At 45.2% G+C, this 26899-nt stretch carries 19 protein-coding genes; 18 read left to right on the plus strand and 1 reads right to left on the minus strand.

Features of this window, described 5'->3' with window-relative positions:
• Positions 1-85: 85 nt before the first annotated feature.
• The 14 genes from ACFQ21_RS18590 (at position 86) to ACFQ21_RS18655 (ending at position 18033) form a co-directional block, all read left to right on the plus strand.
• Complete coding sequence (locus ACFQ21_RS18590) at positions 86-625, plus strand: KdsC family phosphatase (RefSeq protein WP_377580959.1); 540 nt, start codon at positions 86-88, stop codon at positions 623-625.
• A gap of 9 nt (positions 626-634) precedes the next feature.
• Positions 635-1462: a 3-deoxy-8-phosphooctulonate synthase gene (gene kdsA, locus ACFQ21_RS18595; RefSeq protein ID WP_377580962.1), complete on the plus strand. Its 828-nt coding sequence runs from the start codon at positions 635-637 to the stop codon at positions 1460-1462.
• Positions 1463-1970: 508 nt separating this feature from the next.
• A complete protein-coding gene (cysC, locus tag ACFQ21_RS18600; RefSeq protein ID WP_377580964.1) occupies positions 1971-2567 on the plus strand; it encodes an adenylyl-sulfate kinase in 597 nt (198 codons plus the stop codon).
• Between the two features lie 40 nt (positions 2568-2607).
• On the plus strand, positions 2608-3516 hold the full coding sequence (gene cysD, locus ACFQ21_RS18605; RefSeq protein WP_377580967.1) for a sulfate adenylyltransferase subunit CysD: 909 nt from the start codon (positions 2608-2610) through the stop codon (positions 3514-3516).
• A gap of 23 nt (positions 3517-3539) precedes the next feature.
• Positions 3540-4799 (plus strand): sulfate adenylyltransferase subunit CysN, encoded by a 1260-nt coding sequence (gene cysN, locus ACFQ21_RS18610; protein WP_377580970.1) that lies wholly within the window; start codon positions 3540-3542, stop codon positions 4797-4799.
• 15 nt (positions 4800-4814) lie between these two features.
• Positions 4815-5579, plus strand: coding sequence for a 3'(2'),5'-bisphosphate nucleotidase CysQ (gene cysQ, locus ACFQ21_RS18615; protein ID WP_377580973.1), 765 nt, complete (start codon positions 4815-4817; stop codon positions 5577-5579).
• 197 nt (positions 5580-5776) lie between these two features.
• Positions 5777-6334: an RNA polymerase sigma-70 factor gene (locus tag ACFQ21_RS18620; protein ID WP_377580976.1), complete on the plus strand. Its 558-nt coding sequence runs from the start codon at positions 5777-5779 to the stop codon at positions 6332-6334.
• A 99-nt stretch (positions 6335-6433) separates the two neighbouring features.
• Positions 6434-8239 (plus strand): choice-of-anchor J domain-containing protein, encoded by a 1806-nt coding sequence (locus ACFQ21_RS18625; RefSeq protein ID WP_377580979.1) that lies wholly within the window; start codon positions 6434-6436, stop codon positions 8237-8239.
• Between the two features lie 48 nt (positions 8240-8287).
• A complete protein-coding gene (locus ACFQ21_RS18630) occupies positions 8288-9364 on the plus strand; it encodes a FecR family protein (protein ID WP_377580981.1) in 1077 nt (358 codons plus the stop codon).
• Positions 9365-9630: 266 nt separating this feature from the next.
• Positions 9631-13203, plus strand: coding sequence for a SusC/RagA family TonB-linked outer membrane protein (locus ACFQ21_RS18635; RefSeq protein WP_377580983.1), 3573 nt, complete (start codon positions 9631-9633; stop codon positions 13201-13203).
• A 16-nt stretch (positions 13204-13219) separates the two neighbouring features.
• Complete coding sequence (locus ACFQ21_RS18640; protein ID WP_377580985.1) at positions 13220-14692, plus strand: RagB/SusD family nutrient uptake outer membrane protein; 1473 nt, start codon at positions 13220-13222, stop codon at positions 14690-14692.
• A 25-nt stretch (positions 14693-14717) separates the two neighbouring features.
• Entirely contained in the window at positions 14718-16082 is a 1365-nt protein-coding gene (locus ACFQ21_RS18645) for a zinc-binding metallopeptidase (RefSeq protein ID WP_377580987.1), read from the plus strand.
• Between the two features lie 20 nt (positions 16083-16102).
• Positions 16103-17464 (plus strand): DUF4302 domain-containing protein, encoded by a 1362-nt coding sequence (locus ACFQ21_RS18650; RefSeq protein ID WP_377580989.1) that lies wholly within the window; start codon positions 16103-16105, stop codon positions 17462-17464.
• 113 nt (positions 17465-17577) lie between these two features.
• Positions 17578-18033 (plus strand): hypothetical protein, encoded by a 456-nt coding sequence (locus tag ACFQ21_RS18655; protein ID WP_377580991.1) that lies wholly within the window; start codon positions 17578-17580, stop codon positions 18031-18033.
• 20 nt (positions 18034-18053) lie between these two features.
• Here the strand turns inward: ACFQ21_RS18655 and ACFQ21_RS18660 are convergent, their stop codons facing one another.
• A complete protein-coding gene (locus ACFQ21_RS18660; protein ID WP_377580993.1) occupies positions 18054-19223 on the minus strand; it encodes a LacI family DNA-binding transcriptional regulator in 1170 nt (389 codons plus the stop codon).
• A 200-nt stretch (positions 19224-19423) separates the two neighbouring features.
• Between ACFQ21_RS18660 and ACFQ21_RS18665 the strand changes: the two genes are divergently transcribed.
• From ACFQ21_RS18665 to ACFQ21_RS18680, 4 genes are read left to right on the plus strand one after another with little or no spacing between them, the layout of a single operon-like run.
• Positions 19424-22456, plus strand: a complete 3033-nt coding sequence (locus tag ACFQ21_RS18665; RefSeq protein WP_377580995.1) for a SusC/RagA family TonB-linked outer membrane protein — start codon at positions 19424-19426, stop codon at positions 22454-22456.
• Between the two features lie 29 nt (positions 22457-22485).
• A complete protein-coding gene (locus ACFQ21_RS18670; RefSeq protein WP_377580997.1) occupies positions 22486-23970 on the plus strand; it encodes a RagB/SusD family nutrient uptake outer membrane protein in 1485 nt (494 codons plus the stop codon).
• A 24-nt stretch (positions 23971-23994) separates the two neighbouring features.
• On the plus strand, positions 23995-24882 hold the full coding sequence (locus tag ACFQ21_RS18675) for a sialate O-acetylesterase (protein WP_377581000.1): 888 nt from the start codon (positions 23995-23997) through the stop codon (positions 24880-24882).
• On the plus strand, positions 24879-26897 hold the full coding sequence (locus ACFQ21_RS18680; protein WP_377581003.1) for a glycoside hydrolase family 2 protein: 2019 nt from the start codon (positions 24879-24881) through the stop codon (positions 26895-26897). The genes ACFQ21_RS18675 and ACFQ21_RS18680 overlap by 4 nt, the downstream gene beginning before the upstream one ends.
• Positions 26898-26899 lie beyond the last annotated feature (2 nt).

Genomic DNA, 26899 nt, shown 5'->3' on the forward strand with positions numbered 1-26899 from the left:
TACAGTTTAGGTTTGAGTGCTTGAAAGTAAAAACCTTTTTCTAATTTTCGGAGCACAATTCCGTGAAAACTCAACAGTAAATCGTTTGAAACAGATTCTTGCAAGATATACCAAGGAACAGGTAAAGAAGGCTGGCACTATAAAAGCCATATTTTTTGATGTGGATGGCGTTTTGTCGGAAGGAAAGATCATCTATGACGAGACCGGCAAGGAGATCAAGAATTTTAATGTGAAGGATGGTCAGATCATCAGTCATCTGCGCAAAGCAGGCATCATTACAGGGGCTATTTCAGGACGAGAATCCGGAGCAACTACAAAACGTTGTGCTGAATTGAAGATTGACTTTTGTCACCAGGGTATTCTTGACAAAGCCTCAACATTCGAAAAACTGGTGAAGCATTATAAACTCAATGCAAAGGAAGTTGCCTTCATCGGGGATGATATTAACGATCTTGTTGTTTTCAGACTGGCAGGTTTCAGTGTTTGTCCGGCAGATACATTTCAGTATATAAAAGATGAAGTTGACCTGGTAACATTTGCCAAAGGCGGTAAAGGAGTATTGCGCGAAGTAGCAGACCTCGTGTTGTCGGCACGTGGTGAGTTTGAGAAGATTATTAAAGGGTAAATTATCAACATGGAAATATTCAAGGATAAAGTTCAGATCGCAGATAAAGTTATACTTGGTGGTAACAAGATGGTATTGTTTGCCGGCCCTTGTGCTGCCGAGAGTTACGAGATCTGTATCGGGACAGGAAGTAAAGTAAAAGAGCTCTGTGAGAAGCTCGACATTCAATATGTATTTAAGTCGTCATTCGATAAAGCGAATCGTACGTCATCAGGTTCGTATCGCGGACCATCGAAAGAAGACGGACTTGAAATTCTCGCGCGTGTAAAGAAAGAATTAGGTGTACCGATTGTAACTGATGTTCATGAATCGTATCAATGTGCAGAGGTTGCTGAAGTAGCCGATGTATTGCAGATACCAGCGTTCTTGTGCCGCCAGACAGATTTACTGAAAGCAGCTGCGCGTACCGGCAAAGCAGTAAAGATCAAGAAAGGTCAGTTCATGGCTCCAGAAGACATGAAGTATGCAGTTGATAAAGTGAGAGGCGAGAACAACAACAATGTATTTCTGACCGAACGGGGAGCAAGCTTCGGCTATCATACTTTGATTGTAGATATACGTTCACTCCCCATCATGCGTCAATATACTCCGGTAATTTTCGATGTTACACACTCGGTACAACAACCCGGTGGTAAAGGCGGATCATCCGGAGGACAACGTGAGTTCGCGCCCTTCCTCGCGCGTGCTGCAGCCGCAGCGGGTGTAGATGGTTTCTTCATCGAAACACACCCGAACCCGGAAGTAGCATTAAGCGATGGACCTAACATGATACCGCTTCACGAGATGGAAGAATTCCTGAAGATGCTGAAGCGTTATTGGGAGCTTGGGAAAGTTTGACGTTAGTCCATTATCAGTTAATCGTTTTCTTGAGGTTGAGACTTCGTTGAATGGGAAGTATATATTTCCTTTCATAATAAAGCTAAAATCCAGGAGCACAAAGGACGCGAAGAAGACACCGAGTAACACAAAGGAAATCCCTTCGTGCAGCTTTGTGCCTTCTTTGTGATTTCTCTGTGTTTCTGGATTTTTTCTGCGTCCATCCGCGAAATCTGCGGGCCCCTTCACTAACTGCTGTTTGTAAATCAGAAAAATTTCCACTTCATCTCCGAATATCCTTGTAGACTCGGCCATTCGTTCTACCTTTGCCAATACTCTACAAAGTTAGTGGTTTATGTGTCGATCAGATTCAGGTAATACTTTTTTTTACGCGCATCTTACTGCATGTCAGATAATTGACTGTTCATTCGAACACAATTGTAGCGCTTGTAAACACAGTTGTTGCGGGCAATAAAACCTGCCGCTGAATCATCTCCACCAAGTAACGATCACAAAAGCATTAATATCCTTGAATCACATTTATCCCATAAAAACAAAAGTAAGCAGACATCAGCGCGAACAATTGCTGCAACAGCGTCCGCTGCTGATCTGGTTTACAGGTTTATCAGGTTCCGGAAAATCAACACTCGCGGTTCAACTCGAAGCGCAACTGCACGATGCAGGATTCAAAACATACCTGCTCGATGGCGATAACATTCGTGCGGGACTGAACAAAGACCTGACGTTTACGGATGAAGGTCGCGTAGAAAACATTCGCAGAATAGGAGAGGTGTCCAAGCTGATGCTTGATGCCGGTATCATTGTACTGTCGGCATTTATATCTCCGTTTCATGCCGATCGCGAACAGGTAAAGAATATAGTAGGAAGTGAAAACTACCTGGAAGTATTTGTCGATACGCCCATTGAGATTTGTGAGCAGCGCGATGTGAAAGGACTATACAAAAAAGCACGAGCAGGTGAAGTAAAGAATTTCACCGGTATAGATTCGCCTTACGAGGCGCCTCAGAACCCTGATATAGCTATACCAACCCATCGCTATAGTGTTGAAGAATCGGTCGATCAGTTGATGAACCGTATTTTGCCGAGAGTTACCGCAGAATCGTAAAAGAGAGATATATAGTATAGAGATAATAGTAAACAACGAGATGAGCCACCAATATTATTTAAGTCACCTGAAAGAACTGGAAGCCGAGGCGATCTTTGTGATCCGTGAAGTAGTAGCCCAGTTTGAAAAACCTGCCCTGTTATTTTCAGGAGGGAAAGACTCCATCGTGCTGGCATACCTGTCACGTAAAGCTTTTGCTCCTGCGCGTATACCCTTCCCGTTGGTACACATTGATACCGGACACAACTTCCCGGAGACCATGGAGTATCGCGACTGGCTCGTAAACGAGTTGGGAGTTAAACTGATTGTAGGTTCCGTACAGGAAAGTATAGATAAAGGTCGTGCAAAAGAAGAGACCGGCTATAACGCAAGCCGTAACTCGCTGCAGACGGTAACGCTGCTGGATACCATCGAGCAACATAAATTTGATGCTGCTATGGGTGGTGCCAGACGCGATGAGGAAAAGGCACGCGCGAAAGAACGCTTCTTTTCACACCGCGATGAATTTGGACAATGGGATCCGAAGAATCAGCGCCCGGAGTTATGGAATCTCTTTAACGGACGTAAACATATAGGCGAACACTTCCGTGTATTCCCAATTTCCAACTGGACAGAAATGGATGTATGGCAATATATACACCTTGAAAATATACCCATCCCGAAATTATACTATTCACACGAACGTGAAGTGATCATCCGCGATGGTGCTATACTTTCAACATCACCGTGGTTAAAACTGAAACCGGATGAAGTACCGATGAAGATGACGGTGCGCTTCCGTACCTGTGGCGATATGCCGATAACAGGTGCTGTTGTATCGGATGCCGATACAGTAGAAAAAATTATTGCTGAAGTAGCAGCGTCACGCAAAACAGAACGCGGCACGCGCGCAGATGACAAACGCTCTGAAACAGCCATGGAAGACCGTAAGAAGTCAGGTTACTTTTAATCACTCAAATCATCTGAAGAAAAATGAATTCGTATTTAAATAATCAGCTGCTCCGATTTACAACTGCAGGTAGTGTAGACGATGGAAAGAGTACATTGATCGGACGTTTGCTATACGACAGTAAATCTATATTTGAAGATCAACTGGAAGCCGTGGAGGCATCAAGCGCACGCAAAGGGTTTGACTATGTAGATCTCTCATTACTCACAGACGGTTTGAAGTCCGAGCGTGAGCAGGGTATAACCATCGATGTAGCGTATCGTTATTTCGCTACACCCAAACGTAAATTTATTATTGCCGATACACCGGGCCATATACAATATACCCGTAACATGGTAACGGGCGCGTCTACGGCAAACCTTGCACTCATTCTCATAGATGCACGCAAAGGATTGGTAGAGCAAACGTATCGTCACTCCTTCATAGCATCGTTGCTGAAAATTCCGCACATCATTGTTTGTGTAAACAAGATGGACCTGGTGAATTATAGCGAAGATGTATTCGACAAGATTGTGGAAGAGTATAAAGCGTTCTCATCTAAACTCGAAGTATCCGATATACAGTTCGTGCCGATCAGCGCACTCGCAGGCGACAATGTTGTGAATCGCTCCGAGAACATGGCGTGGTACCAAGGTGCTACATTATTGCACATGCTGGAGACAGCACATATCGAAAGCGATCATAATCATATCGACAGCCGCTTCCCGGTGCAGTATGTAATTCGCCCGCAGTCTAAAGAGTATCATGATTTCAGAGGATATGCTGGACGTGTGGCCGGTGGTATATTCAGACCAGGCGATGATGTAGTGGTGTTGCCTTCCGGGTTTCAATCGAAGATCAAGGAAATATATACCGGTAGCGAAGTGTTGGAAGAAGCATTTGCACCGATGTCAGTAACCATCACGCTGCAGGATGAAATTGACATCAGCCGCGGTGATATTATAGCGAAGCCTAACAATCATCCGCAATCCGAACAGGATATAGACCTGATGCTTTGCTGGATGAACCAGAAACCGATCAATCTCAATACGAAATTCTATGTACGCCACACCACGCGCGATGTAAAAGGTGTGTTGAAGGAGATTCAGTATAAACTTGATATCAACAACCTGCACCGCGTAGAGAACGTTGATCAACTGGTAATGAACGACATTGCCCGTGTGAAAATACGCACAGCGCAACCGTTGTTTTTCGACAGCTACCGTAAGAACCGCATTACAGGAAGTGTTATCCTGGTAGATGAAGGAACGAATGAGACAGTAGCTGCGGGAATGATTGTATAAATTGTAAATTTCCGGATGGATATTCATAATTCGCTGCTGACATTAGCCATTCGCGCATCAGAAGAAGCCTGCAGGGAAATCTTGCAGGTATATCATTCCGGAGATTTTCAAGCTGAATCGAAAGGCGATAACTCTCCGCTAACGCGTGCCGATAAACAGGCACATCATGTTATTGCATCTATACTCGAAACGTCCGGGTTGCCTGTGCTGAGCGAAGAAGGTAAAGCTATACCATACGCGGAACGCAAAGACTGGCAATACTTCTGGATGGTTGATCCGCTGGACGGCACCAAAGAATTTCTGAAACGCAACGGTGAATTTACAGTAAACATTGCGCTCATTCATGAAGGTATAGCCGTGTTGGGAGTTGTTGCTATACCCGTTACCGGTGAAGTGTTTTATGCTACACAAGGTAAAGGTGCGTTTGTAAAACGTGCAAACGGAGTTATGCCACTGGCCAAACGTTTGCCGGTTGATCTGAAACAACCTCATTTACGGGTGGTAGCATCGCGTTCGCATATGAACGATGAGACAAGAACATTCATTGAAGCACTTCAGGAACCCACACTCGTATCGCAAGGCAGCAGTTTAAAATTCTTATTGCTGGCCGAAAACAAGGCCGATGTATACCCGCGCTATGCACCTACCATGGAATGGGACACCGCAGCAGCGCATATCATTATGAACGAAATCGGACTCAAAGTTCTTCAACTCCACGAACGGGAAGAACTCGTATATAATAAAGAGAACCTGTTGAATCCGCACTTCCTGGTGCGATAGGCACACCGTTGTATCCATAGCGCAAGCCTTCTGGCTTGCCGTTGATAAAAAAAATGTTGTTAAGAACTCGTCCTTCCTCGTAATGTTGACATAATAACCTGAACACCGCATCTTTATAGTACGCCTCGCGTTTGGAAGAGCACGGGCATGCCGAACAGGCTATGAGACAATAGTCAGCAAAAATCACACGTATAAAGGTGAAAGCATATTCTGAAGAGGACTTGATCAAATACCTGAAAGAAGGTCACGAAAGTGCTTTCCGGATTGTGTTTGACCAATACTACCGTCCGCTGACACTTTTTGCGATGAAGTATATTGGTGATGTGGAGGAATCGAAAGAGATCGTCCAGGAATTTTTTATCCGCTTCTGGACCAAACACGATGCCATCAACATTCGCTTTTCACTTAAAACATATTTATACCACGGAGTACGCAATGCGTGTCTCAATTTTATAGAGTCCAATAAAGTTGTGCAGCGCCACATGCGCGACTATAATAAAGCCGATCTCTCCAGTGATAATCCGCTTGAGCGCATACTGGTTGCCGAGCAGGAGGAACTTTTCATGCAGGCCATCGATCGCCTGCCTGAAAAATGTCGTGAAATATTTTTCCTCAGCCGTATGGAGAAACTATCCAATCAGGCTATAGCCGATCAGTTGCAACTTTCTGTTAAAACGGTGGAAGGCCAGATATCCATAGCATTAAAACGATTACGCGATCTTCTCATCTCTGTTTTTATGCTGCTGTTTTCGTAGGCGGAAAAATATTTTTATAATTTTTTCTATCGCGTTTAAGGGTTGCTGTAAAATTTCCTGTCTATAGGGCGATTTAATTTTTACCCAAGCCTTAACCCTATGCATCAATTTTACTCCGGACAAAAGTATTTCAGGTGTAGTAAGCAGTTTACGTGTAGCCTCCTGGTTGGCCTGGCGTTTTTGTTCTGTGCTACCGTGCAGGTATATGCACAGCAGGTAACGTTCTACGAAAGCTTCGATGAGACCGATGTAGGTGAGTTACCCGAAGGCTGGACGACCTGGCAAAACGGAGGAGGAGCGCAGATATACTGGGCTGTTTTCAAGTATAATCCGTTTGGTGTTGAAAAATATGTGATCTCTAATATAGAGCCCGGTCGCGATGGTATGACCGATGAAGACTGGCTGATCACGCCACAGATCACACCGGCAGAAGGTGATTACCTGATGTTCGACAGCCGCAGATCTTTTTTTGATACAGGTGATAATTTCGAAATACGAATATCAACCACTACCAACAAAGCCCCGGAGGCATTTACCGAAACACTCGCAACCTATACGGAAGCCGAGATGCCTTTTTACGTAGAAAAGCTCCGCGTTGATCTTTCAGAATATAAAGGTATACCGATACATATAGCATTCGTTCATATCTCAAATGTAGGCTCCGAAGCTGAGTCTGGTATATGGTTTATGGATGATGTGGAGGTACGCCCCATTCAGGCGGCCTATATTGATGATACGTATTTTCGTCAGGCTACATCTCCGCCACAACCTCCGGTAAAGCTTGGTGATGTTGCTTTTCCCGGCATTGTAGAATTTGCCGTGAATGGCGATTACGACAATGTTGATCTTACGTCCATCACCTTTACAACCGAGGGAACAACTGACGTTTCCCTCATTAAGGAAGTAAAGGTATACTATACTACCGATGAGTTTGTGTCTATTGACGATCTCATCGCAGGACTGGTGCCGATGTTCGGTTCACTCGAAAATCCAACCGAAACATTTGAAGTGACAGGGAATGTATCGATGGAATTGGAAAATCTCCATTTCTTTTGGATAGTATATACGCTGGATGATACGCGTGAACTCACCTTCCCGTATCCTCAGATCGATATTACCTTCGAAAAATATATAGCGAACGGGCAGGAATATATACCTTCTGTGCGAACGTATTTCGGAGCCATTGATGTAGTACCGCCAACAGTAGTGAACGATAATTTTGTTGACGCCATTGAGATTACACCGGATGTTGAACGCTATGGCTCTTCAACGTATCCCGCTACATACGAACCCGAGCACGATGTTATAGCCTACTGTCACAACAACGGTTATGAAATGATCCACTCCGTGTGGTGGCACTTTACTGCTCCCGGCAACGGACTGGTTACTGCTGACCTGGCTGAATCGCGATTCAATACCATCGTAGCATTCTTCGATGAGAACATGAATCAGGTAGCGTGTAACGATGACATTAACAGCAACCAGCAACAATCGCGCATCACCGATTATGCGATGAGGAAGGGACAGAAGATATATATCCGCGTAAGCGACATAGGTGGATTTGGCGGTACATCGTATCATGAGTCTGGTGTTGTCATTATGGATTTTACATTTTCGGCACCGGTTGGCACGGAAGACGATTATCGATCAATCGCTCTATCAGCACCGTATCCCAACCCGGCATCAACTACCGCTTCGTTTGACCTTGAGGTACAAAAGCCGGGCGATATCACCATCGATATACAGGACATGCTAGGAAAGCGCGTGATGGAGCAGCAGACGAAATATAGTGCCGGTAAACACACGGTTACGTTCGATGCTTCCGCGTTGCGTCCGGGTACGTATGTAGTTCGTGTGGAAGGACATGGTACGCATCAAACCCGGAAACTGATTATTACCCGATAGAATATATACTATAACGAAAAGCTAAATCTGTTACCCTAACCGTATTGTATGCAAGTGAACAACGATGATGAACGCAAATGGTACCTGGCCACCAAAGTATTAACGAGTGGACTGGATGCAACTGAACAAGCTGAATGGGAGACATTGAAAAACGATCTCACTTTTCAGCAGGAATTTACGTTGATTGAAAAGTACTGGAGTAAACTGGATACCCTGCCGTATCAGCAGATCGATCCGGAAAAAGACTGGAAGATTGTTCGTGATCGAGTTCAGCAACAAGTGCCGTTGCAGCGCCAGCGTGTAGCCATGCCGTGGCTTCGCTATGCTGCCATCATTGTAGTATGCATGGCCGTTTCGTTCTTCGTGGGATCTCGTATGAGGAATGGCTTGTTTTCAAGTGGAAGTCAACAACTCACTACGATTGAAGCACCAGCCGGTTCGAAAACCTATATAACATTGCCCGATAGCTCCCGAGTGTGGTTAAATGCCAAGAGTAAAATTTCATTTGATGAGAACTTTGGTATAGATAACCGATACCTGAAACTGGAGGGTGAGGCTTTCTTTGATGTTGTGAAGAAGAAAACTCCCTTTCGTGTAGAGACACCGTTGTATACAGTAGCCGTATTGGGAACCGCCTTCAATATTAAAGCCTATAGTGATGATGACCATGTGAGTACAACGCTTGTACGTGGACTGGTAAACATTGAGTACACAACTCCGTTTGGCGCAACGCAGATCATGCAACTGAAGCCTAATGAAAAGATAATTGCCTCCCGTACAGATTCGGGCGATGCTTCTGCTAAAAACTATATATTCAATCACGAGCGTGGTATAGATGCCGAGAATGAGACATCATGGAAAGACGGCTGGCTCTCTGTGAAGGGAGAATCGTTGCGTGAACTTGCCCGTAAGATCGAGCGCCTGTATGATGTAAAGATAAATTTTGAGAACGAAGAACTTAAAACGTATCGCTATACCGGTCGCCTGCGCCAGTTGAGTCTTGAGCAGGTGTTAAAAGCGTTGTCGCTGACTTCGCCGGTAGAATTTACGATTGATGAAAAAAATGTTACCCTGCGGGAGAATCAATCCACCAAATCAAAATACCGCTCGCTGCAAGCCCCCTGACTATATATATACTAAATGAACCTAAACCCAATGGACATGAGCATTTTATACTACCATTGTACCTGACAGGTACCACCATAAAATAAAAGGGGACCAAAAGATGCTGTCACATCTTCTGATCCTGAAGGACTGGTAAACAGTCTGCCGCGCTTTTTCAAGCGAAGGCAATACTCCTTTTTGTTAACCAAATCCCATTTAATTCTATGAAAAAAAATAGATACGGCCAAGTCTGTGTCCGGTCGGTATTGAATAAAATAACGGTGGTTATGAAAATCTGGCTTTTTATATTGATTCCTGTTGGTGTAGCAATCGCCTCCAATGTCCATTCGCAGGATCTGAGCATCGAGCTGAAAGATGTAACACTGCGCGAAGCATTTCGCGCCATTGAGAAGGAGTGTGATTACTCGTTCTTCTTCAACGATTCGTTTGCAGACCTGAACAAAAAAGTTTCTGTCTCAGCACGCAATGAATCGCTTCAAAGCATACTTGTGAAGTTACTCGCATCAACCAACCTTACCTATAAAATTATGGAGGGCAACCTGATTGTGATTGCTCCGAAGAATGCACCGGAGCCAATCGTAATCAGGGGAAGGGTTACCTCTGCTACAGACAAGCAACCTTTGCCCGGTGTAAATGTAACGGTGAAGGGTACACCTCGCGGAACCATTACCAACGCCAACGGTGAATATAGTATAGAAATCGAGAAAGGCGCTACGCTTACATTCTCGTTTATAGGCTATGCCCCGGTAGATATAGTGGTGGGTAATCAAAATACAGTAGACGTAGCGTTGAATGAAGACATCACAACACTGAAAGAAGTTTCAGTCGTATCAACCGGCTATCAAGTGGTAGATGAAAGATTGTTTACCGGTTCTGTAGTAAGTCTCTCGGCACAGGATATCAAGACAGAAGGTACTGTTGATCTGAGCCGTATGTTGCAGGGACGCGCGGCTGGTGTATCGGTGCAAAACGTATCGGGTACATTTGGTGCAGCGCCCAAGATTCGCGTTCGCGGTGCTACTTCGATTACCGGTGATAACAAACCACTGTGGGTGATCGATGGTGTTGTATTGGAAGATGTAGTAAATGTATCGGCAGAGCAGTTAACGACAGGTGATCCGAGTACACTGATTGGTTCTTCAGTAGCAGGACTCAATGCCGATGATATAGCGAACATCACTATTCTGAAAGATGCATCTGCCACCGCGTTGTATGGTGCGCGTGCAAAAGATGGTGTGATTGTGATCACCACGAAGAAAGGCCGTGTGGGTAAACCGCAGATAACCTATAGCGGTAATTTTTCAACATACTTGCGTCCAACCTACAATGACTATAACATTCTTAACTCGGTCGATCAGATGTCGGTATATGCGGAAATGGAACGTAAGGGATTACTGAACCATGCAGACGTTGCTAATCTTCCGAACGGTGGTGTATATACCAAGATGTATAACGTCATCAACGATTCGTATAACAACGGCTCAGACGAATTTGATGTCCCAAACGAAGATGCTGCCAGACGTGCCTTCCTACAACGGTATGCCCAGGCAAACACAGACTGGTTCGATATACTTTTTGATAACTCGTTCGTACAGGAACATTCGCTTGGTGTATCCGCAGGTTCGGAAGCTTCGCAGCTATATTTCTCCACCAGTTACTATAATGATAATGGATGGTCGGTTGCTGACAATGTAAAACGCTATACTGCGAATGCTCGTGGTAATTTTAAGATATCGGACAAAATGAGCTTGGGAATTATAGCTACCGGTTCTGTACGCGATCAGCGCGCACCCGGAACTGTATCACGACAGACCAACGTTGTATCCGGTGGCTATGATCGCGACTTCGATATAAATCCGTTCAGCTATGCTTTGAATACAAGTCGCGTGTTAACAGCTTATGATGAGAACGGAAATCTCGAATACTTTACACGCAACTACGCACCGTTCAATATTTTGAATGAAGTACAGAAGAACTATATCGATCTTAATCAGCTTGACTTTAAACTACAGGGTGAATTCAGTTACCAGGTGTTGAAAGAATTGAAGTATGATTTTATAGGTTCAGCCCGTTCGGTAACAACAGTTACAGAACATAAAGTAGAAGAAGGTTCTAATATGGCGGAAGCGTATCGTGCCGATGGATCACAACTTATTCGCCTCGGAAATAAATTTCTGTATGTCAATCCCGATTATCCGAATGTAGATCCGGTAGTGGTGTTGCCGCAAGGAGGTTTCTATAATCGTACCGATGATAAAATGGCGAGTTACTACTTCAAGAATCAACTCACCTGGAATCATACCTTCAACAGTATACATAGTGCCAACCTCGTGGTAGGACAGGAGATACGACAAGTGGATCGTCAGACTTCCTATAGCAATGGGTATGGCTATCAATATAGCAGAGGTGGTGTTCCCTATACCGACTATCTCATTCTTAAGCAGCAGCTCGAAGGTAACTTCAATTACTTCGGCATGGGCAATGGCTTTGAACGATACGCGAGTTTCTATGGAGGCGCTACGTATTCTTATAATAGTAAATATGTACTCAATGCAACGGTGCGTATGGATGGCTCAAATCGTTTGGGCGAATCGCGTACAGCGCGGTGGTTGCCTACCTGGAATGTGAGTGCTGCATGGAACGTAGATACCGAGCGCTTCATGGAAGGCATGCAGAGTATAGATTTCCTCACGGTGAAAGCTGGTTATGGTTTAACAGCAAATACTGGAAATGCAAATAACGCCTCCGTTGTATTTCGCAGTGCTACTACACGCAGACCCTATCTCAATGAAGGTGAATCACTCATTGGTATAGAAAGTCTCGAGAACTCAGATCTCACCTGGGAGAAGCAATATGAACTGAACGTTGGTTTCAATACAGGACTCTTCAACAGGTTTGTGATCACGGCTGACTTTTATAAACGCAATCAATTTGATCTTATCAGCATCATCAAGACATCCGGTATAGGTGGCGAGCCCTACAAAGCGATCAACTATGCCGATATGAAATCACGCGGTGTTGATCTTACGATTGGTGCCACTATTTTTAATCGCACTGACTGGGGGTGGAACACAAATTATGTATTCAGCTATAACAAGAGTGAGATCACTAACCTGCGAAATGAGCCGCGTATTTTCAACCTTGTATTCCCCGAAGGTGGTGCGATGGAAGGATACCCGGTACGCGGATTATTCTCTGTAAAATATGAAGGACTCGATCCGGAGTCGGGGATGCCGTTGTTCATTAATCATGATGGCAACCTGAGTTCGGATGTTTTTCTGCAAAGCTCCAATATACAGCATCTGCAATATGAAGGCTCTGTTGATCCAACGGTAACAGGTGGTCTGTCCAATATATTCCGGTATAAAAATCTGTCGTTAAATATATTTCTTACCTATCAGGCCGGTAACAAGATTCGTTTGAATCCTGCTTTCAAAACACGTTACTCAGATCTCGATGCCATGCCGCGTGAGTTCCTTGATCGCTGGGTATTACCGGGAGATGAACAGCATACCAGCGTTCCATCTATACTGGACTATACTTCACTTAGCAGACTCGGGGCTATATATCCGTATAATAGCTATAACTATTCAACAGCACGCGTTGTAGACGGTGGCTTTGTTCGCATGCGTACCATATCCCTTACGTATACACTTCCTTCGAAATTATTTGCCAATACCGGACTGAACAATGCATCACTTACATTGACCGGAACCAATCTGCTTTTGCTCTACGCAGACAAGCGACTCTACGGACAGGATCCTGAATTCTATTCATCAGGTGGTGTAGCCATGCCGGTGCCGAAGCAGATCACGGCAACTATAAAGATCAACCTCTAACCGAATGAATATAGCTATGAAGAAATATATATACAGTTTGATGGTGGTTGGCATCGCGGTAAGCGGATGTGAAGATTTTCTGTCCAAAGTACCGGACAACCGTACGATACTTGATTCGAAAGAAAAGATTGCCGAGCTTCTTGTTACCGCATATCCGGAAGGAAATTATATACCCTTCTGCGAAGCAATGTCGGATAACGTAGAGGATAACCCCACGCAATCGCAGGATGCCCGTAACACAGATCCATACTTCTGGCGCAACGTGAACGCTACTGCTCAGGATACACCGGAGAATTACTGGAGCTCCTGCTATACTGCCATTGCCGCAGCCAACCATGCGCTGCGTGCCATTGCACAGGCCGGTGATTTACCGGAATACAACGCACAGAAAGGCGAGGCGCTGGTAGCACGTGCCTATGCACACTTTATGCTGGTAACGCTGTTTTCAAAAACATACGAGCCTGGTACGGCTGCGTTCTATCCCGGTATACCATATGTAACCGAACCGGAAACAGAGTCCTTGAAAAAGTATGAACGACACACCGTGGAGTATGTATATAACATGGTTGAGAAAGACCTCACCGAAGGTTTACCGCTCATTGATGATGAGAGCTATGTAACGGACGATGCAGATGCCAACGGTGTACCGCGCTATCACTTTACCCGCGCTGCTACACATGCATTTGCTTCGCGATTCTATTTGTTCAAAAAAGATTACGCTAAAGTAATTGAACACGCCAGCCAGGTTTTTCCGAATGGTGACTTTGCTTCGAACCTGCGTCCGTGGAATACAACGTACCGGACATACGCCATGAATGAGCTGATCACAGCCTATACACGATCATCAGAAAAGACAAACCTGTTGCTCTGCGAGACATTGTCCGATTGGGCTTTCTCCTATAATACACTGAAATATACCACTGGTGTAAATACCAAGGCCGCTATATTGGATAACAACCCCATGCAAGGGAATTATGCTTATTGGGTATACTATAGCTCGTCCACACAGGTATACTTTGTGCCCAAGTTTAAAGATCACTTTGTGCGTACAGGAACGAATGCAAACACCGGTTTCACCTATACCATCGTTCCGCTCTTTACCGCAGAGGAAGTATTGCTGAACCGGGCCGAAGCCTATACTATGCAAAATAACCTGCAGGCTGCACTGGATGATATGAATATACTCGTGAGCAAGCGTATTACCGACTATGTGCCGCAGTATCATAACCTCAACGCCAACAAGATTTATAATTTTTATAAGGAGAGTATAAATCAGAAAGCAACGCTGCTGGCTGTGCTGGATCTGCGCAGGGCAGAGTTCATTCACGAAGGATTGCGCTGGTTTGATATACTTCGTCACGATTTAACCGTGACACATCGCATTCGCGATGGCGAAAGTATACAGCTTACTGCAGGCGATCCGCGGAGAGTATTGCAGTTACCGGCAGAAGCCATCTCGCTGGGTGGACTTGAACCTAATCCACGATAAGTAGTCTTAAAATCCCAAAAGAATTATGGCCTATAAAAATATACTTACACTCTTTATACTGCTGGTGCTTACCGGTTCAGCTTGTAACGATCCGTACAACGATATCGATGGGAAAAATCCAGACTATGTTACCAACGATAACGAACGCCAACCTACCGAATTGGACAATTGGCTGCGCAGTAATTTTACCGTGCCCTATAATATACAGGTAAAGTATCGCTGGGACAATTCTGAACTTGATCCCTATAAAAACCTGACGCCTCCTGCCGTGAACAAGGTGCAAGGTGTAATGGATGTGGTGAAGAAAGTGTGGATCGAAACCTACAACCAGGTTGCCGAGTCCAACTTCATCAAAGAGTATTGTCCTAAACAGTTTGTGCTGGTGGGCAGTGCCAACTATAATTATGATGGATCGATGACGATTGGTACAGCCGAAGGCGGCCGCAAGGTTGTATTGTTTGTTGTAAATGATTTCAACCCGGCCGACAACGGTAATATCAAGCAGTTGATCCACACCGTGCAGCACGAGTTCGGACATATACTCAACCAAAATATAGCCTATCAACCCGAGTTTAAAGAAGTAACAGCCGGTAATTATACAGCGAACTGGAGCTCGGTATCACTCGCTGAAGCGCGGGCACGTGGCTTCATCACCAGCTATGCCATGGCCAGTACAGACGAAGACTTTGTAGAGATGATTGCCACCATGTTGGTAGAAGGTAAAGAAGGGTATGAACGAATTCTTGCCTGCGAAACTAATGCAACCTCGCGCGCATTGCTGAAACGCAAAGAACAATATGTAGTGGAGTATTTCCAGGAAAAGTATAAAATTGATTTTTATGCCTTGCAAACCAAAGTGCAGGAGTCGATCAATGCCATTGCACCGGGTGATCCTGTGGAGGAACCAACACCGCTTTTTGATATATGGGGATACGATAAAGACTCTACCGCTATACGTTTTGATTTTAACTTCTATAGTTATCCTTCCGGATTTGCTACAGCGTTCTTTACAGACTTCAATTTACTGGCACGGAAAGGATATGGATTGGACACATACTTCCGGTTGTTCTACTCCGCTGAAAATCAAATGACGTTGCAGTTGCATTACCATACCAACGGCCCCGGTGAACGCATATACTATGTAGCAAACTATTACTTTGAAGTATACCATGGAGAGAACGATGTATTTGGTTTTGCCTACGTAGGAAATGATGAGAACGGACGGATGCTGGCGGAAGACTACGGTGTCTATAATGTCCTGGATTTCTTTGCAGGGTATACTTACAAGATCGAGTGGGAGCGGACCTCATGTCCGGGCAGCAACCTGGTAGGCTTCTATCCTGCGAGCACTCCGAACGAAGGGTATACGTACGGTATACTGGGTAATTAATAACAACGATCACAACGTGTATGAAAATGACAAAACGATCACTCAATATACTGCTGGCAACTGCAATTACACTGCTTACAGCTGCCTGTGATAATGGCTATGAAACAATCTTCAATGAGTCTCCTGATGAGCGTGTAGAGCAGGCGTTGAATGAGTACAGTGCGTTGATCAACAGTGCGCCTTACGGCTGGAAAGCTTCTCTGTATACCGAAGCCGGTGCCGGATACTTTTATTACCTGGACTTCCAGGAAGATGGTAATGTAAACATGATATCCGATTTCAATACCACAACTGCCGGCAATAGCATGGCTGGTACATGGGTATTGAAAGCCCTGCAGAAGCCTACACTGACGTTTGATACATATTCCTATATACACATGCCGGCTGATCCGGATGGTAATGTGAACGGAGGCACCACGGGCGAAGGATTGCTTTCGGATTTTGAATTCACGTTTGTGCGGTCAGCAGGTGATAGCGTTATCATGAAAGGATTGAAGCACAAGACGGAGCTATATCTGGTTAAAGCAACGGAAGACGAAACAACGGCTATTCTCGGCGATGATATACTCCATATTCTGCAAAGTACCAACGGCTATATAGCAGACAATGCCGGGTTGAAACTCCAGTTGCCCGGAAATATAGTGGTGCCGGTAGCAATTGATGTGGCCCATAAGTTATTTGCTGTGCAGTACCTGTCAACAGACGGAACGAAGATCGAGACATTTATAGCACCGTTCACATTTTCGCTGCAGGGCATTGTATTGAAGACTCCCGCATCCGTTAATGGAAATACATTCCGTGAACTTTATTGGAATGACGATGAGCAAGTATATGTAGCACAACTTGCAGCACCAACAGAACTTTTCAACGATACTGAGCCATTCCTTTTTCATCCATCCGTGCCGCTGCACAGCGTAATAGGACAACGCTATAAGAAAGTATATCTGCCGGAAAACCCGGAAGAAAACAGGTTGCCCGGACAGTCGGATGCTTTTGTGCAGGCTTATAACGAAGCTGCGGAAGGCATGTTGATCGGTCCGTATCAACTTACGTTACACGATATGGCCTTCAGCTTTGATGCGATTAATAAACTGATGTATTACGATGTGATCATCGCGCAGACCCGCGATGGCGTAACAAGCCGGTTTCTTGCGCAGTTCGTATACTCGTATACGATTGATGAGACAGGACACGTAAAGTTCACAGCCATTGGCGGGAACAACAATGCCCAGGTAATTGCTTTCGATCTTCGCGTTATCCTGCAGCACTTTGAAGATGATACCTTCAAGTTGGAATATATAGCCGGAGGATTCGAACTCATCAGCGGCTTTTATAGTCAGGAGAAACCGGAATATTCTTTCGCGGGATATCTCGGTAATTAATATACAATTGACTCAATACACTATTTATAAGATACTTACCAATTCCGGTAGGTTTAGGTTAATGGGAGTCTGTCTGGTGTAAAGCCGGGCAGACTTACTTGAAAAACAATTCTATGAAATCAAGATATATACTTATGATTCTGCTGTCCGGCATGCTGATTTATACCGGGTGCAGCAGCGATGATGAACCAGAAGCATCCATCACAGAACAACAAATCGAAAAGCTGAAAGGCTCCTGGAGGGCCACAACGGTAACCCTTGACGAAGTTCAGCAAGACGATTACGATGCATTTACACTCGCTATCACGGTCAACACGGCTACCAGTGTACACTATGCCATAACAGGTAATCCCGACTACAGTCCATGGGTATCTGAATTCGGGGGACGCTTTTCATTTGACGAACGCGATCCTACAGCATACCTCATTCGCGAAGATGATGTAAGCATACAGTATAGTGTAACGGGAACGACCCTGGTGATGGAATTTACTTACGAAGATGAATCAGCAGGTGGGAGACAGTCCTCTGTATCCGGTAATTGGAAGTTTACGTTTTCCAAAGTCCAATAGTAAAAAAATAAGTATATATATCAGAACTGTCGCTTGAGCGATGACTTGCGAACGATCAGCGTTGTCTTCAGAATTTTAGTCTCGGGTATAAAACAATCCGAAGTATCGTTCATTTGTTTGAATAAAAGATTAACAGCGGTTTTGCCAATTTCTGCCATCGGTTGAGCCAGGGTCGTGAGGCCAGGTTCAACCAGTGCAGAGGTGGGTTCATTGCTGAAACCTACAACCGCGAGCTCGTCCGGTATACGAATGCCTTTTTCTTTCGCTACCTGCATCGTAGCAATCGCAGCCGGATCATTCAGGGCAAACAATCCATCCGGACGATCCGGTACATCCAGCAGATGCTGCGCACAATGCAACGCACTTTCCGGATTCAGATCATGGTATATAATGAGCGATTCATTCAACTCCATATCATGATGCAGTAGTGCGTCTTTATACCCTTGCAGCCTGTCGCGGCAAATCTGTAAATTCTGTGGTCCTGCTATATGGGCAATGCGTTTACAGCCGTTTTGAATCAGGTGCGTTACGCCCTGATAAGCACCATCATAATCGTCCACAATAACTTTGGATGCACAGACATCCGTAGTAACGCGATTGAAATATACTATAGGAATGCCGGCACGTTCAAATTTCTTGAAGTGATCAACGTTCGGAGTCTTTCCCGTGAGAGATGCCAATATACCATCCACCCGGCTCGACATGAGCACATTGGTATTGTCGATCTCCGTTTGATACGATTCGTTTGACTGGCAGATCAGCACATGGTAGCCAGCAGGGTTTGCTATCTCTTGTGCGCCAATAATTACATACGGAAAAAAACTGTTGATGAACTCCGGCACGATGATACCAATCGTGAGACTTTTACTTTTGGCAAGTCCGTACGCAAGCAGGTTCGGTTGATAGTCGAGTTTCTTGGCTACATCAAGTACGGCCTTGCGTGTTTCCTCATTAATGTCAGCGTGTCCATGAAGGGCACGCGATACAGTTGATTTTGAGATCTGAAGCTCGCGCGCTATATCTACAATCGTAGGTTGATGTTTCCGGGAAGAATTGGTAGCAATAGAGATCTCTGCAGCGGGAAGTGTAAAATAATAATCACACCGGGCGCAGTAATAGCGCTGCTTTCCGCGTATAATTCCCGCCTTCGCAATGGCGTCAACTTCGCTGCATTTAACACATTTGATCATCGCCGGAACTGAATATTTCTGAAAAAATAGTCATCTCGAAACATACTTGCAAACCGTTGCAAAGTCAGTCATCCCGTACTCAAAAAATATCGTGACCGGTTGCGAAAGCGTTCCCGGTACTTCCTGTTTCCATATTTCAATCGTTTGATATTGCGCGGAAGGGTGCAACTGGTATTTTTCCGACACCAAATCAAATGCCTATGAAAAAATTGTTTACCCGGTCCACTTACTTCATGGTAACGATGACCATGCTGTTGAGCTGGTCAGATCTATGCGCACAAACCTTTGCCGTAAAAGGAAAGATAATGTCAGAGACAGGCGATCCGCTGCCTGGTGTGAACGTGCTTGTAAAAGGTACTTCAAAAGGAAGTGTTACTGATTCAGACGGTCAGTATGCATTAGACAACGTAACGGCTACAGATATACTCGTCATCTCCTTCATAGGGTATAACACTGAAGAGATTGTAGTCGGAGGAAGGACTTCAATTGATGTTAATCTCACGCCTGATGTACAAACCCTGAGTGAAGTTGTGGTTGTCGGATACGGTACCCAACGCAAAGTGGAAACAACGGGGGCCATTGCTTCTGTAAAAGCCGAAGATATAATTCAGACTCCGGTAACAAACGTAGCACAAGGCTTGCAGGCGCGGATGGCCGGAGTACAGATTACACAAAATTCATCCGCTCCCGGTGGTAACATCAGCGTACGCGTACGCGGTACAAATTCGATCAACGGAACATCCGAACCGCTATATATAGTGGATGGTATACAGATCTCCAACAGCGGAGGCGTTAACGAAGTGAGTCCGCTGTCGACTATAAATCCGAGCGATATTGAATCGGTAGAAGTATTGAAAGATGCATCGGCCACGGCTATATATGGATCGCGTGGTGCGAATGGTGTTGTGCTCATTACCACCAAGCGCGGTCAAAGCGGATCTACGCGTGTTATGTACGATGGTTACTACGGAGTGCAGGAAGTAACGAAGACAATTGATGTGCTGAGTGCATCCGAGTTTGCACAGCTTGAAAACGAAATATATAAGAGTGCTATATATGCTGATCCGGCTGCGGAAGGGCAAGGCGTAAATTACCAGGACCTCATTTTCCGCAAGGCACCTATTCAGAATCACCAGCTTTCGATCAGCGGTGGAAATGATAAAACACAACTCGCGCTATCTACCAATTACTTCAACCAGGATGGTATTATCATCAACTCAAACTTTACGCGCTACTCGTTGCGATTGAATCTCGATCACCGCATCAGTGATCGTATAAAATTCGGAACCAGTATACTGGGCAGTTACTCCATTAACAAAGGTATCACTACAGGTTCTACTGATATAGATGCAGGTGCAATTCTTAACAGCATTGTCGGTGCAGCTATAGGAGCACCACCAACCCTGCAACCGTATCGTGCAGACGGAACGATATATCCGTTCGGAGAGCAGCGCGATGGACGTTACCGCGAAGTAACCAACCCGTTGGGACTTGCAGAAATATTGAATCGCACAGCCGTGAAACGCACCCTGGTAAATCTATACGGTGAAGCCAAGCTACTGGAAGGACTGACGTATCGCGCTTCCTTTAACGTTGACTTGCAAAGTAACCTGAACGATTATTACTCGCCACTCTATATCATTTCTAAAAATGACTTGAATGCCAATTCAGGTACAGCGTCCAAAATGAATTCGAATAATACGGTATTGCTGCATGAAAGTATACTAACATACTCGAAGACATTCTCAGAACAGCATTCATTGAAATTCACAGGTGTATTTGCTACACAAAGCAACCTGTATAACATGAACCGCATCAACGCCAATGGTTTCCCGAATGATGCTACCAAAAACGAAGCGTTGCAATTGGCGGCTAACCGTACCGTTAGCAGCAGCCGCTCTTCCGAACGTCTGGACTCTTATATGGGACGTGTGAATTATGGTTTTAAAGACAAGTACTTCGTAGACTTCACAGCACGGGTTGATGGTTCAAGTAAATTCGGTGCGAATCATAAATATGGTTTCTTCCCGGCCGTAGCAGCCGGATGGCGCATCATTGAAGAGAGCTTCATGCAGAAGGTGAGCGTGTTCAGTGATCTGAAACTCCGCGGTAGCTATGGATTAACAGGTAACTCAGGAGCACTCAGCGCGTACCAATCACTGGCGACAGTTTCTTCATCTGGTAGCGATTATCAATTTGATCACGTATATACTACCGGTATAAATCCGGATCGTATTGCCAACCCCGATCTGCGGTGGGAGAAATCAACACAGCTTAACATTGGTCTTGATATAAGTGTGCTGGAGAACCGACTGAATTTCACAGCCGATGTTTATAAGAAGAATACCAAAGACCTGCTCTATGTAAAATCCCTGCCATTGTCGTCCGGGTATAGCAGTATTACCGGTAACTATGCAGAGCTTGAAAATAAAGGATTGGAACTGGCCGTGAATGCCCGCGTACTGGACGCTGCCGTGCAATGGAACGTATCGGCCAATGCTACATTCAACCGGAACAAAGTACTCGACCTCGATGGCGGAACAACAACGGAACGTTTCGTTACCAACTACACCATTCTGCGCGTAGGCTCTCCGTTGGGATTGTTTAAAACGTACCTGTATGATGGCGTATACCAGACAGGCGAAGCATTTCTGCCAGGATCAGACGGACGCACCGGTGGTCCGAAAGTAAAAGACTTCAGTGGCGATGGTACCATTACCGCTGCCGACCAGGTATTAACAGGTAATCCAAATCCTGATTTCATTTTCGGGTTCTCGTCCAACCTGCGCTATAAGAATTTTGACTTCAGCATTTTTCTCTCCGGTAGTTATGGCAATGATATCTATAACCTGAGCCGCTATTCATTCGAGAATCCATTGGGACAGCGCAACCTGTTAAAGGAAACAGCCGACCATTGGACAGCCGATAATCCGAACAACGAATATGTAGGTGGTTACCCCGGTGGACGTTTGCCGATCAGCGATCGCTTTGTAGAAGATGGTTCATACCTGCGCTGCAAGAATATATCGCTTGGCTATACATTGCCCGAGATCAAAGGCATCAACCGTGCAAGAATATATATCAGTGCCAACAACCTGTTCACCGTTACCAACTATAGCGGTTTCGATCCGGAAGTAAACTCCTTTGGAGGATCCAATACGGCCATCGGTGTGGACAACCTGGTATATCCCGCAGCTAAAACATTTCTGGGTGGTGTTCAGATTACTTTCTAGGCAGGGCTATCTATCATAATCGAACGAACATGAAAAAAAATATTTATACTCCCATCATCGTTCTGCTTGCTACACTTACTTCCTGCGAGCTTAACGAAACTGTATACTCTTCGATCTTTACAGAGAACTTCTATAAAACTGCTCAGGATGCTGAAGCCGCCATGACTGCGGCTTACGATCCGATTGGTGATATGTATAGCGGCCCGGCAGCCGTACTCATATCCGATTTCAGTGCCGATCAAACCTATCCGCGTGCCGTGGTGGGCAGAAATACATTGACATTGTTCTCGTACGATGCAAACTATACAACGCAGAAAAGTTTCAGCAGAACATTTGAATCGCCTCAACAGGTTTGGTCATCCAGCTATGATGGCATTGAAAAAGCAAACTGGATCATTGCGAAAGTTCCGGCCACCACGATGGATGAGACACGCAAAAGTCAGATATTGGGAGAAGCTTACTTCCTCCGCGCGTTTTACCACTGGATGCTTACCAAGAATTTTGGTGATGTGATTGTGAAGACAGAACCGAGCACGACTGAGAAAGAAGCATACGCTGAAAAGAAAACGCAGGCCGAAGTATACGAACAGATCTATGCTGATCTCGACCAGGCACTGGCCACATCATTGCCTTCGTATCCGAATGTTACCAAGGGCAGACCTTCAAAAGAGGTAGCCTCTGCGTTGTATGCCAAGGCTGCCTTATACAACGGTGATTGGGACATTGCTCTTCAAAAGGCGAAAGACGTGATCACGTCCGGTAAATATACTTTGATGGAGGATGTGCGCGATGTATACAGACCGGAAAAGGAAGATATAGCACGTGCCGAAAACATGTGGGCGTTTGAAGCGGAGACAACTACACCCGGGCGGTCACACCAGTTGCTGGGACTCTACGGCCCTCCCGGAAGTGCTGCTCCGGCCTATGGTAAAACTACATTTGGTTCACTCTTCGCGTACCAGGCTTTCTTTAATTCTTTTGATCCGTTGGATGAACGAAGACTTCTGCTGGACACAACCTATGTTGATAAGACTGGCAAGACCGTGCCACAGAAAAGTGTAACACCCATAACACAAAAAGCTGTGCTTGTGAAAAAATACCAGGAAGCCAATAATGTAGGCAGTAACACTTCGTGCAACATTGCTATTTTTCGTCTTGCTGATATATACCTGATTGCAGCCGAAGCCGAGGCACGGGTTAACGGAGCAACCACCGATGCTTATGATTTTATACAGGCTGTACGCGATCGTGCCGGACTCGATGATCTGCCATCGGGGTTAACGCAAGATCAATTCATTGAAGCAGTGTTACAGGAACGGTCGTGGGAACTCTTCGGAGAAGGCGACCGCTGGTATGATCTTACACGCACGGATAAATTTCTGACGGTGATACCGACTGCTGTGAATGATGTATTCCCAACCAGACCGGTACAAGCGAAAAATAAATACTTCCCGATTCCGCAGGACGAGATCAATGCGAATCCACTCATTCAACAGAATGATCCCTGGAAATAGTTTGACATATATAGGTTGATATAAATGAAGCAGCAAGGTAAAGGCATGGTAACAGGAAATATAGTAGGGATGGCTGAACGTTCAGGCTTCCTGCTTACCATGTTGCTGCTTATTGTCATGGTTACACAAGCGCAACAGCAACAACTGTTTTTAATTGCCGGGCAGAGTAACGCAGTAGGGCAGGGCGATGCAAATACATCCATACGATGTAAGCCCGGCACCGCGTATGAGTACAGTGTAACAGCAGATTCTCTTTTCTCGCTGCAAGACCCCACCGGTTATAGCGAACTGAACTTTGAAAGAGCGCGAACCGGAAGTATAGTACCTGCCTTCGCCTCGGTATATAATCAACTTACGGGGAGTAAAGTTATTATTATATCCGCAGCACGTGGAGGGAGTTCCTGTCATGCGAAAGCAGAGCTCGAGAATTATGGGACATGGTCAGCTACTGGTAGATTACCCTTGTTCAACGGAACGCTCGAAAAAGTGAATGGTGCATGTAAAAAGACAAAGCTTCCGTTAAGCGGAATAATCTGGTTGCAGGGTGAGCGCGATGCCAACGCGATCAATACGCAGCAACTTACACCGGAGGAGTATAAGCAGGCACTACAGGATGTGATTATACGGTTCAGAAAAGCATTGTCCTGGCAAGTACCTTTCTATATTGTGCTGACAGGCTATTATAAAGATCACGCCAATTATGGTTTTGATTGCGTGCGTGCTCAGCAGGAACGAGTAGCTACTGAAATTCCAGACACTTATATAGTATACCGTGATACCAACGTATTTATAGAAAAGGGATGGATGAAAGATGCAATCCACTATAACCAGGAAGGACTGAACGCGATCGGCAGTGCCATTGCCACGGTAATCAGTAAACAAGTAGACAAACAGATTAAGTATAACAAATGATGAGATTGAGGATATATAGTTTAGTAGCAGGTATCGTGTGGTGGTTCAATGCAAGTACCACGTTAGGGCAAGGTATAGTACGCGAAACACCACTACACGGTGAATGGTCTTTTGCGCTGGATCCGGTAGATATAGGGGAGAAGCACAAGTGGTTTGCTGCCGACTTCAAACCGAGCCGGTGGGATAAAGTTACCGTGCCGCATTGCTATACCATCGACAAGCGTTATCACTATTATACCGGTACCGCATGGTATAATAAAAAGATCAGTAAGGTAGATGTGCCGGAAGGTTATCGCGCTTTCATTCGGTTTGAAGCTGTCTTCTATAAGGCACACCTTTGGCTCAATGGCAATAGCGTAGGTGAGCACGAGGGCGGATATACTCCGTTCGAATTTGATATCACCGAATTACTCGCCAATGAAAATATTTTTGCACTGCGTGTAAACAATGCGTGGGACACAACAACTATACCGGGGGCCAAGACAAGGCCTGATCCTGAATCTACCAGTACAGGTCAACTATTCCCGTGGATCAACTATGGCGGTATAAATCGTGTGGTCAAATTGATTATACGGCCCGCGGCTTATCAACAGAACGTACGTATTGTTGCTACACCTGATCTCGTGAAGAAAACAGCCTCTGTTAAACTCGATATATACCTTCACAACGCAGCGTCAAAAAATATAGCGAAGGGTGAAGTAAAGGTTAATATCTATCAGGAAGGTAAGCGTATTCCTGCCAAGTTTAAAGTTGCAGGCCAGGACGTGGCAGGTGGAGCAAAGGGTGTCATTACGCTGGATGGTACACTCGCGGCAAAAGATGTAAAGCTGTGGAACCAGGATGAACCGAATATATACCAGGCAGAATCCATTGTTGGAAACGACACCGTTCGCACAACATTCGGTATACGCAAAATCGAAATCAAAGGTACCAGTCTGTTGCTCAACGGAGAGCCTATCCGCATGGGAGGTTGTAATCGTCCGCTGGATTTTCCCGGACATGGTTCGATGGATCCCGAGGCTGTTCTGGAGAAAGATCTTACACTCATCAAGAACGGAAGCATGGAGCTGTCACGCATCAGTCACTATCCCGTGTCTCCCGCTTTACTTGACTGGGCCGATCGTCATGGACTGCTGATCATTGGTGAAGCTGGTAACTGGCAAATGACTCCGCAGCAGATGTCTGACCCGACAATGCAAAAAAAATTCCAGGCACAGATGCGTGAGATGGTAGAGCGCGATTGGAATCATCCTTCTGTTATCGCGTGGAGCGTTGGAAATGAATACCCTTCAAATACCGATGCAGGTAAAGCATGGACAAAAGATATGTATGCCTATACCAAGTCCATTGACCCTACACGCCTCGTTACGTTCGCCAGCATGTTTGTCTTCCGCGACATCATTAAGAAACCGGAGGACGAAGCATCGCAGTATGTAGATTTTGTAAGCGCCAATATATATGGTGGACACCTCAAGCTCTTGCAGCATGTGCATGAACTATATCCGGACAAACCGATATATATAAGTGAATTTGGTTTGCGAACAGACGGTGTAAAAAGCGAAGAGGAGCGTGTAGAGCATTTGAAAAAAGCCGTTGAAGATTTCAGGAAGTGTGATTACCTGATCGGTGCATCCGTCTGGACATTCAATGACTACGAGAGTTCCTTTCCGGGCACAAATGCCAATGGCTATCGTCCGTGGGGGCTTGTTTCTCCCGAGCGCGAATTGCGTGGTATGTATCTCACCTGGCAGGAAGAGTTTTCTCCGGCAGTAGTAACTGCGTCTCGTAAGGGTAACAACATCACTGTTCAGGTAACGGCACGAAAGGATTTTCCGAGCTATACCTTGCGAAAGTATAAATTGATTGTAAGCGGTAAAGAGTATGGCATCGATATATTAAAACCGGGCGAGCAAAAGTCATTTGATATACCCGTATCATCTGCAAACGAGGCCGTCATGCTGGAGCTTCAGAAGCCCGGAGGTTTTGTAATTTTTAAGAAGTCCGTAAATCCATAAGA

It is taken from the genome of Ohtaekwangia kribbensis (assembly GCF_042676245.1).
Lineage (GTDB): Bacteria > Bacteroidota > Bacteroidia > Cytophagales > Cyclobacteriaceae > Ohtaekwangia > Ohtaekwangia kribbensis.

Bases quoted from the DNA above. Each gene is read 5' to 3' on its own strand.
- kdsA (WP_377580962.1), top strand. From the start codon at position 635: ATGGAAATATTCAAGGATAAAGTTCAGATCGCAGATAAAGTTATACTT.
- cysD (WP_377580967.1), top strand. From the start codon at position 2,608: ATGAGCCACCAATATTATTTAAGTCACCTGAAAGAACTGGAAGCCGAG.
- cysN (WP_377580970.1), top strand. From the start codon at position 3,540: ATGAATTCGTATTTAAATAATCAGCTGCTCCGATTTACAACTGCAGGT.
- cysQ (WP_377580973.1), top strand. From the start codon at position 4,815: ATGGATATTCATAATTCGCTGCTGACATTAGCCATTCGCGCATCAGAA.
- ACFQ21_RS18625 (WP_377580979.1), top strand. From the start codon at position 6,434: ATGCATCAATTTTACTCCGGACAAAAGTATTTCAGGTGTAGTAAGCAG.
- ACFQ21_RS18630 (WP_377580981.1), top strand. From the start codon at position 8,288: ATGCAAGTGAACAACGATGATGAACGCAAATGGTACCTGGCCACCAAA.
- ACFQ21_RS18635 (WP_377580983.1), top strand. From the start codon at position 9,631: ATGAAAATCTGGCTTTTTATATTGATTCCTGTTGGTGTAGCAATCGCC.
- ACFQ21_RS18640 (WP_377580985.1), top strand. From the start codon at position 13,220: ATGAAGAAATATATATACAGTTTGATGGTGGTTGGCATCGCGGTAAGC.
- ACFQ21_RS18645 (WP_377580987.1), top strand. From the start codon at position 14,718: ATGGCCTATAAAAATATACTTACACTCTTTATACTGCTGGTGCTTACC.
- ACFQ21_RS18650 (WP_377580989.1), top strand. From the start codon at position 16,103: ATGAAAATGACAAAACGATCACTCAATATACTGCTGGCAACTGCAATT.
- ACFQ21_RS18655 (WP_377580991.1), top strand. From the start codon at position 17,578: ATGAAATCAAGATATATACTTATGATTCTGCTGTCCGGCATGCTGATT.
- ACFQ21_RS18660 (WP_377580993.1), bottom strand. From the start codon at position 19,223: ATGATCAAATGTGTTAAATGCAGCGAAGTTGACGCCATTGCGAAGGCG.
- ACFQ21_RS18665 (WP_377580995.1), top strand. From the start codon at position 19,424: ATGAAAAAATTGTTTACCCGGTCCACTTACTTCATGGTAACGATGACC.
- ACFQ21_RS18670 (WP_377580997.1), top strand. From the start codon at position 22,486: ATGAAAAAAAATATTTATACTCCCATCATCGTTCTGCTTGCTACACTT.
- ACFQ21_RS18675 (WP_377581000.1), top strand. From the start codon at position 23,995: ATGAAGCAGCAAGGTAAAGGCATGGTAACAGGAAATATAGTAGGGATG.
- ACFQ21_RS18680 (WP_377581003.1), top strand. From the start codon at position 24,879: ATGATGAGATTGAGGATATATAGTTTAGTAGCAGGTATCGTGTGGTGG.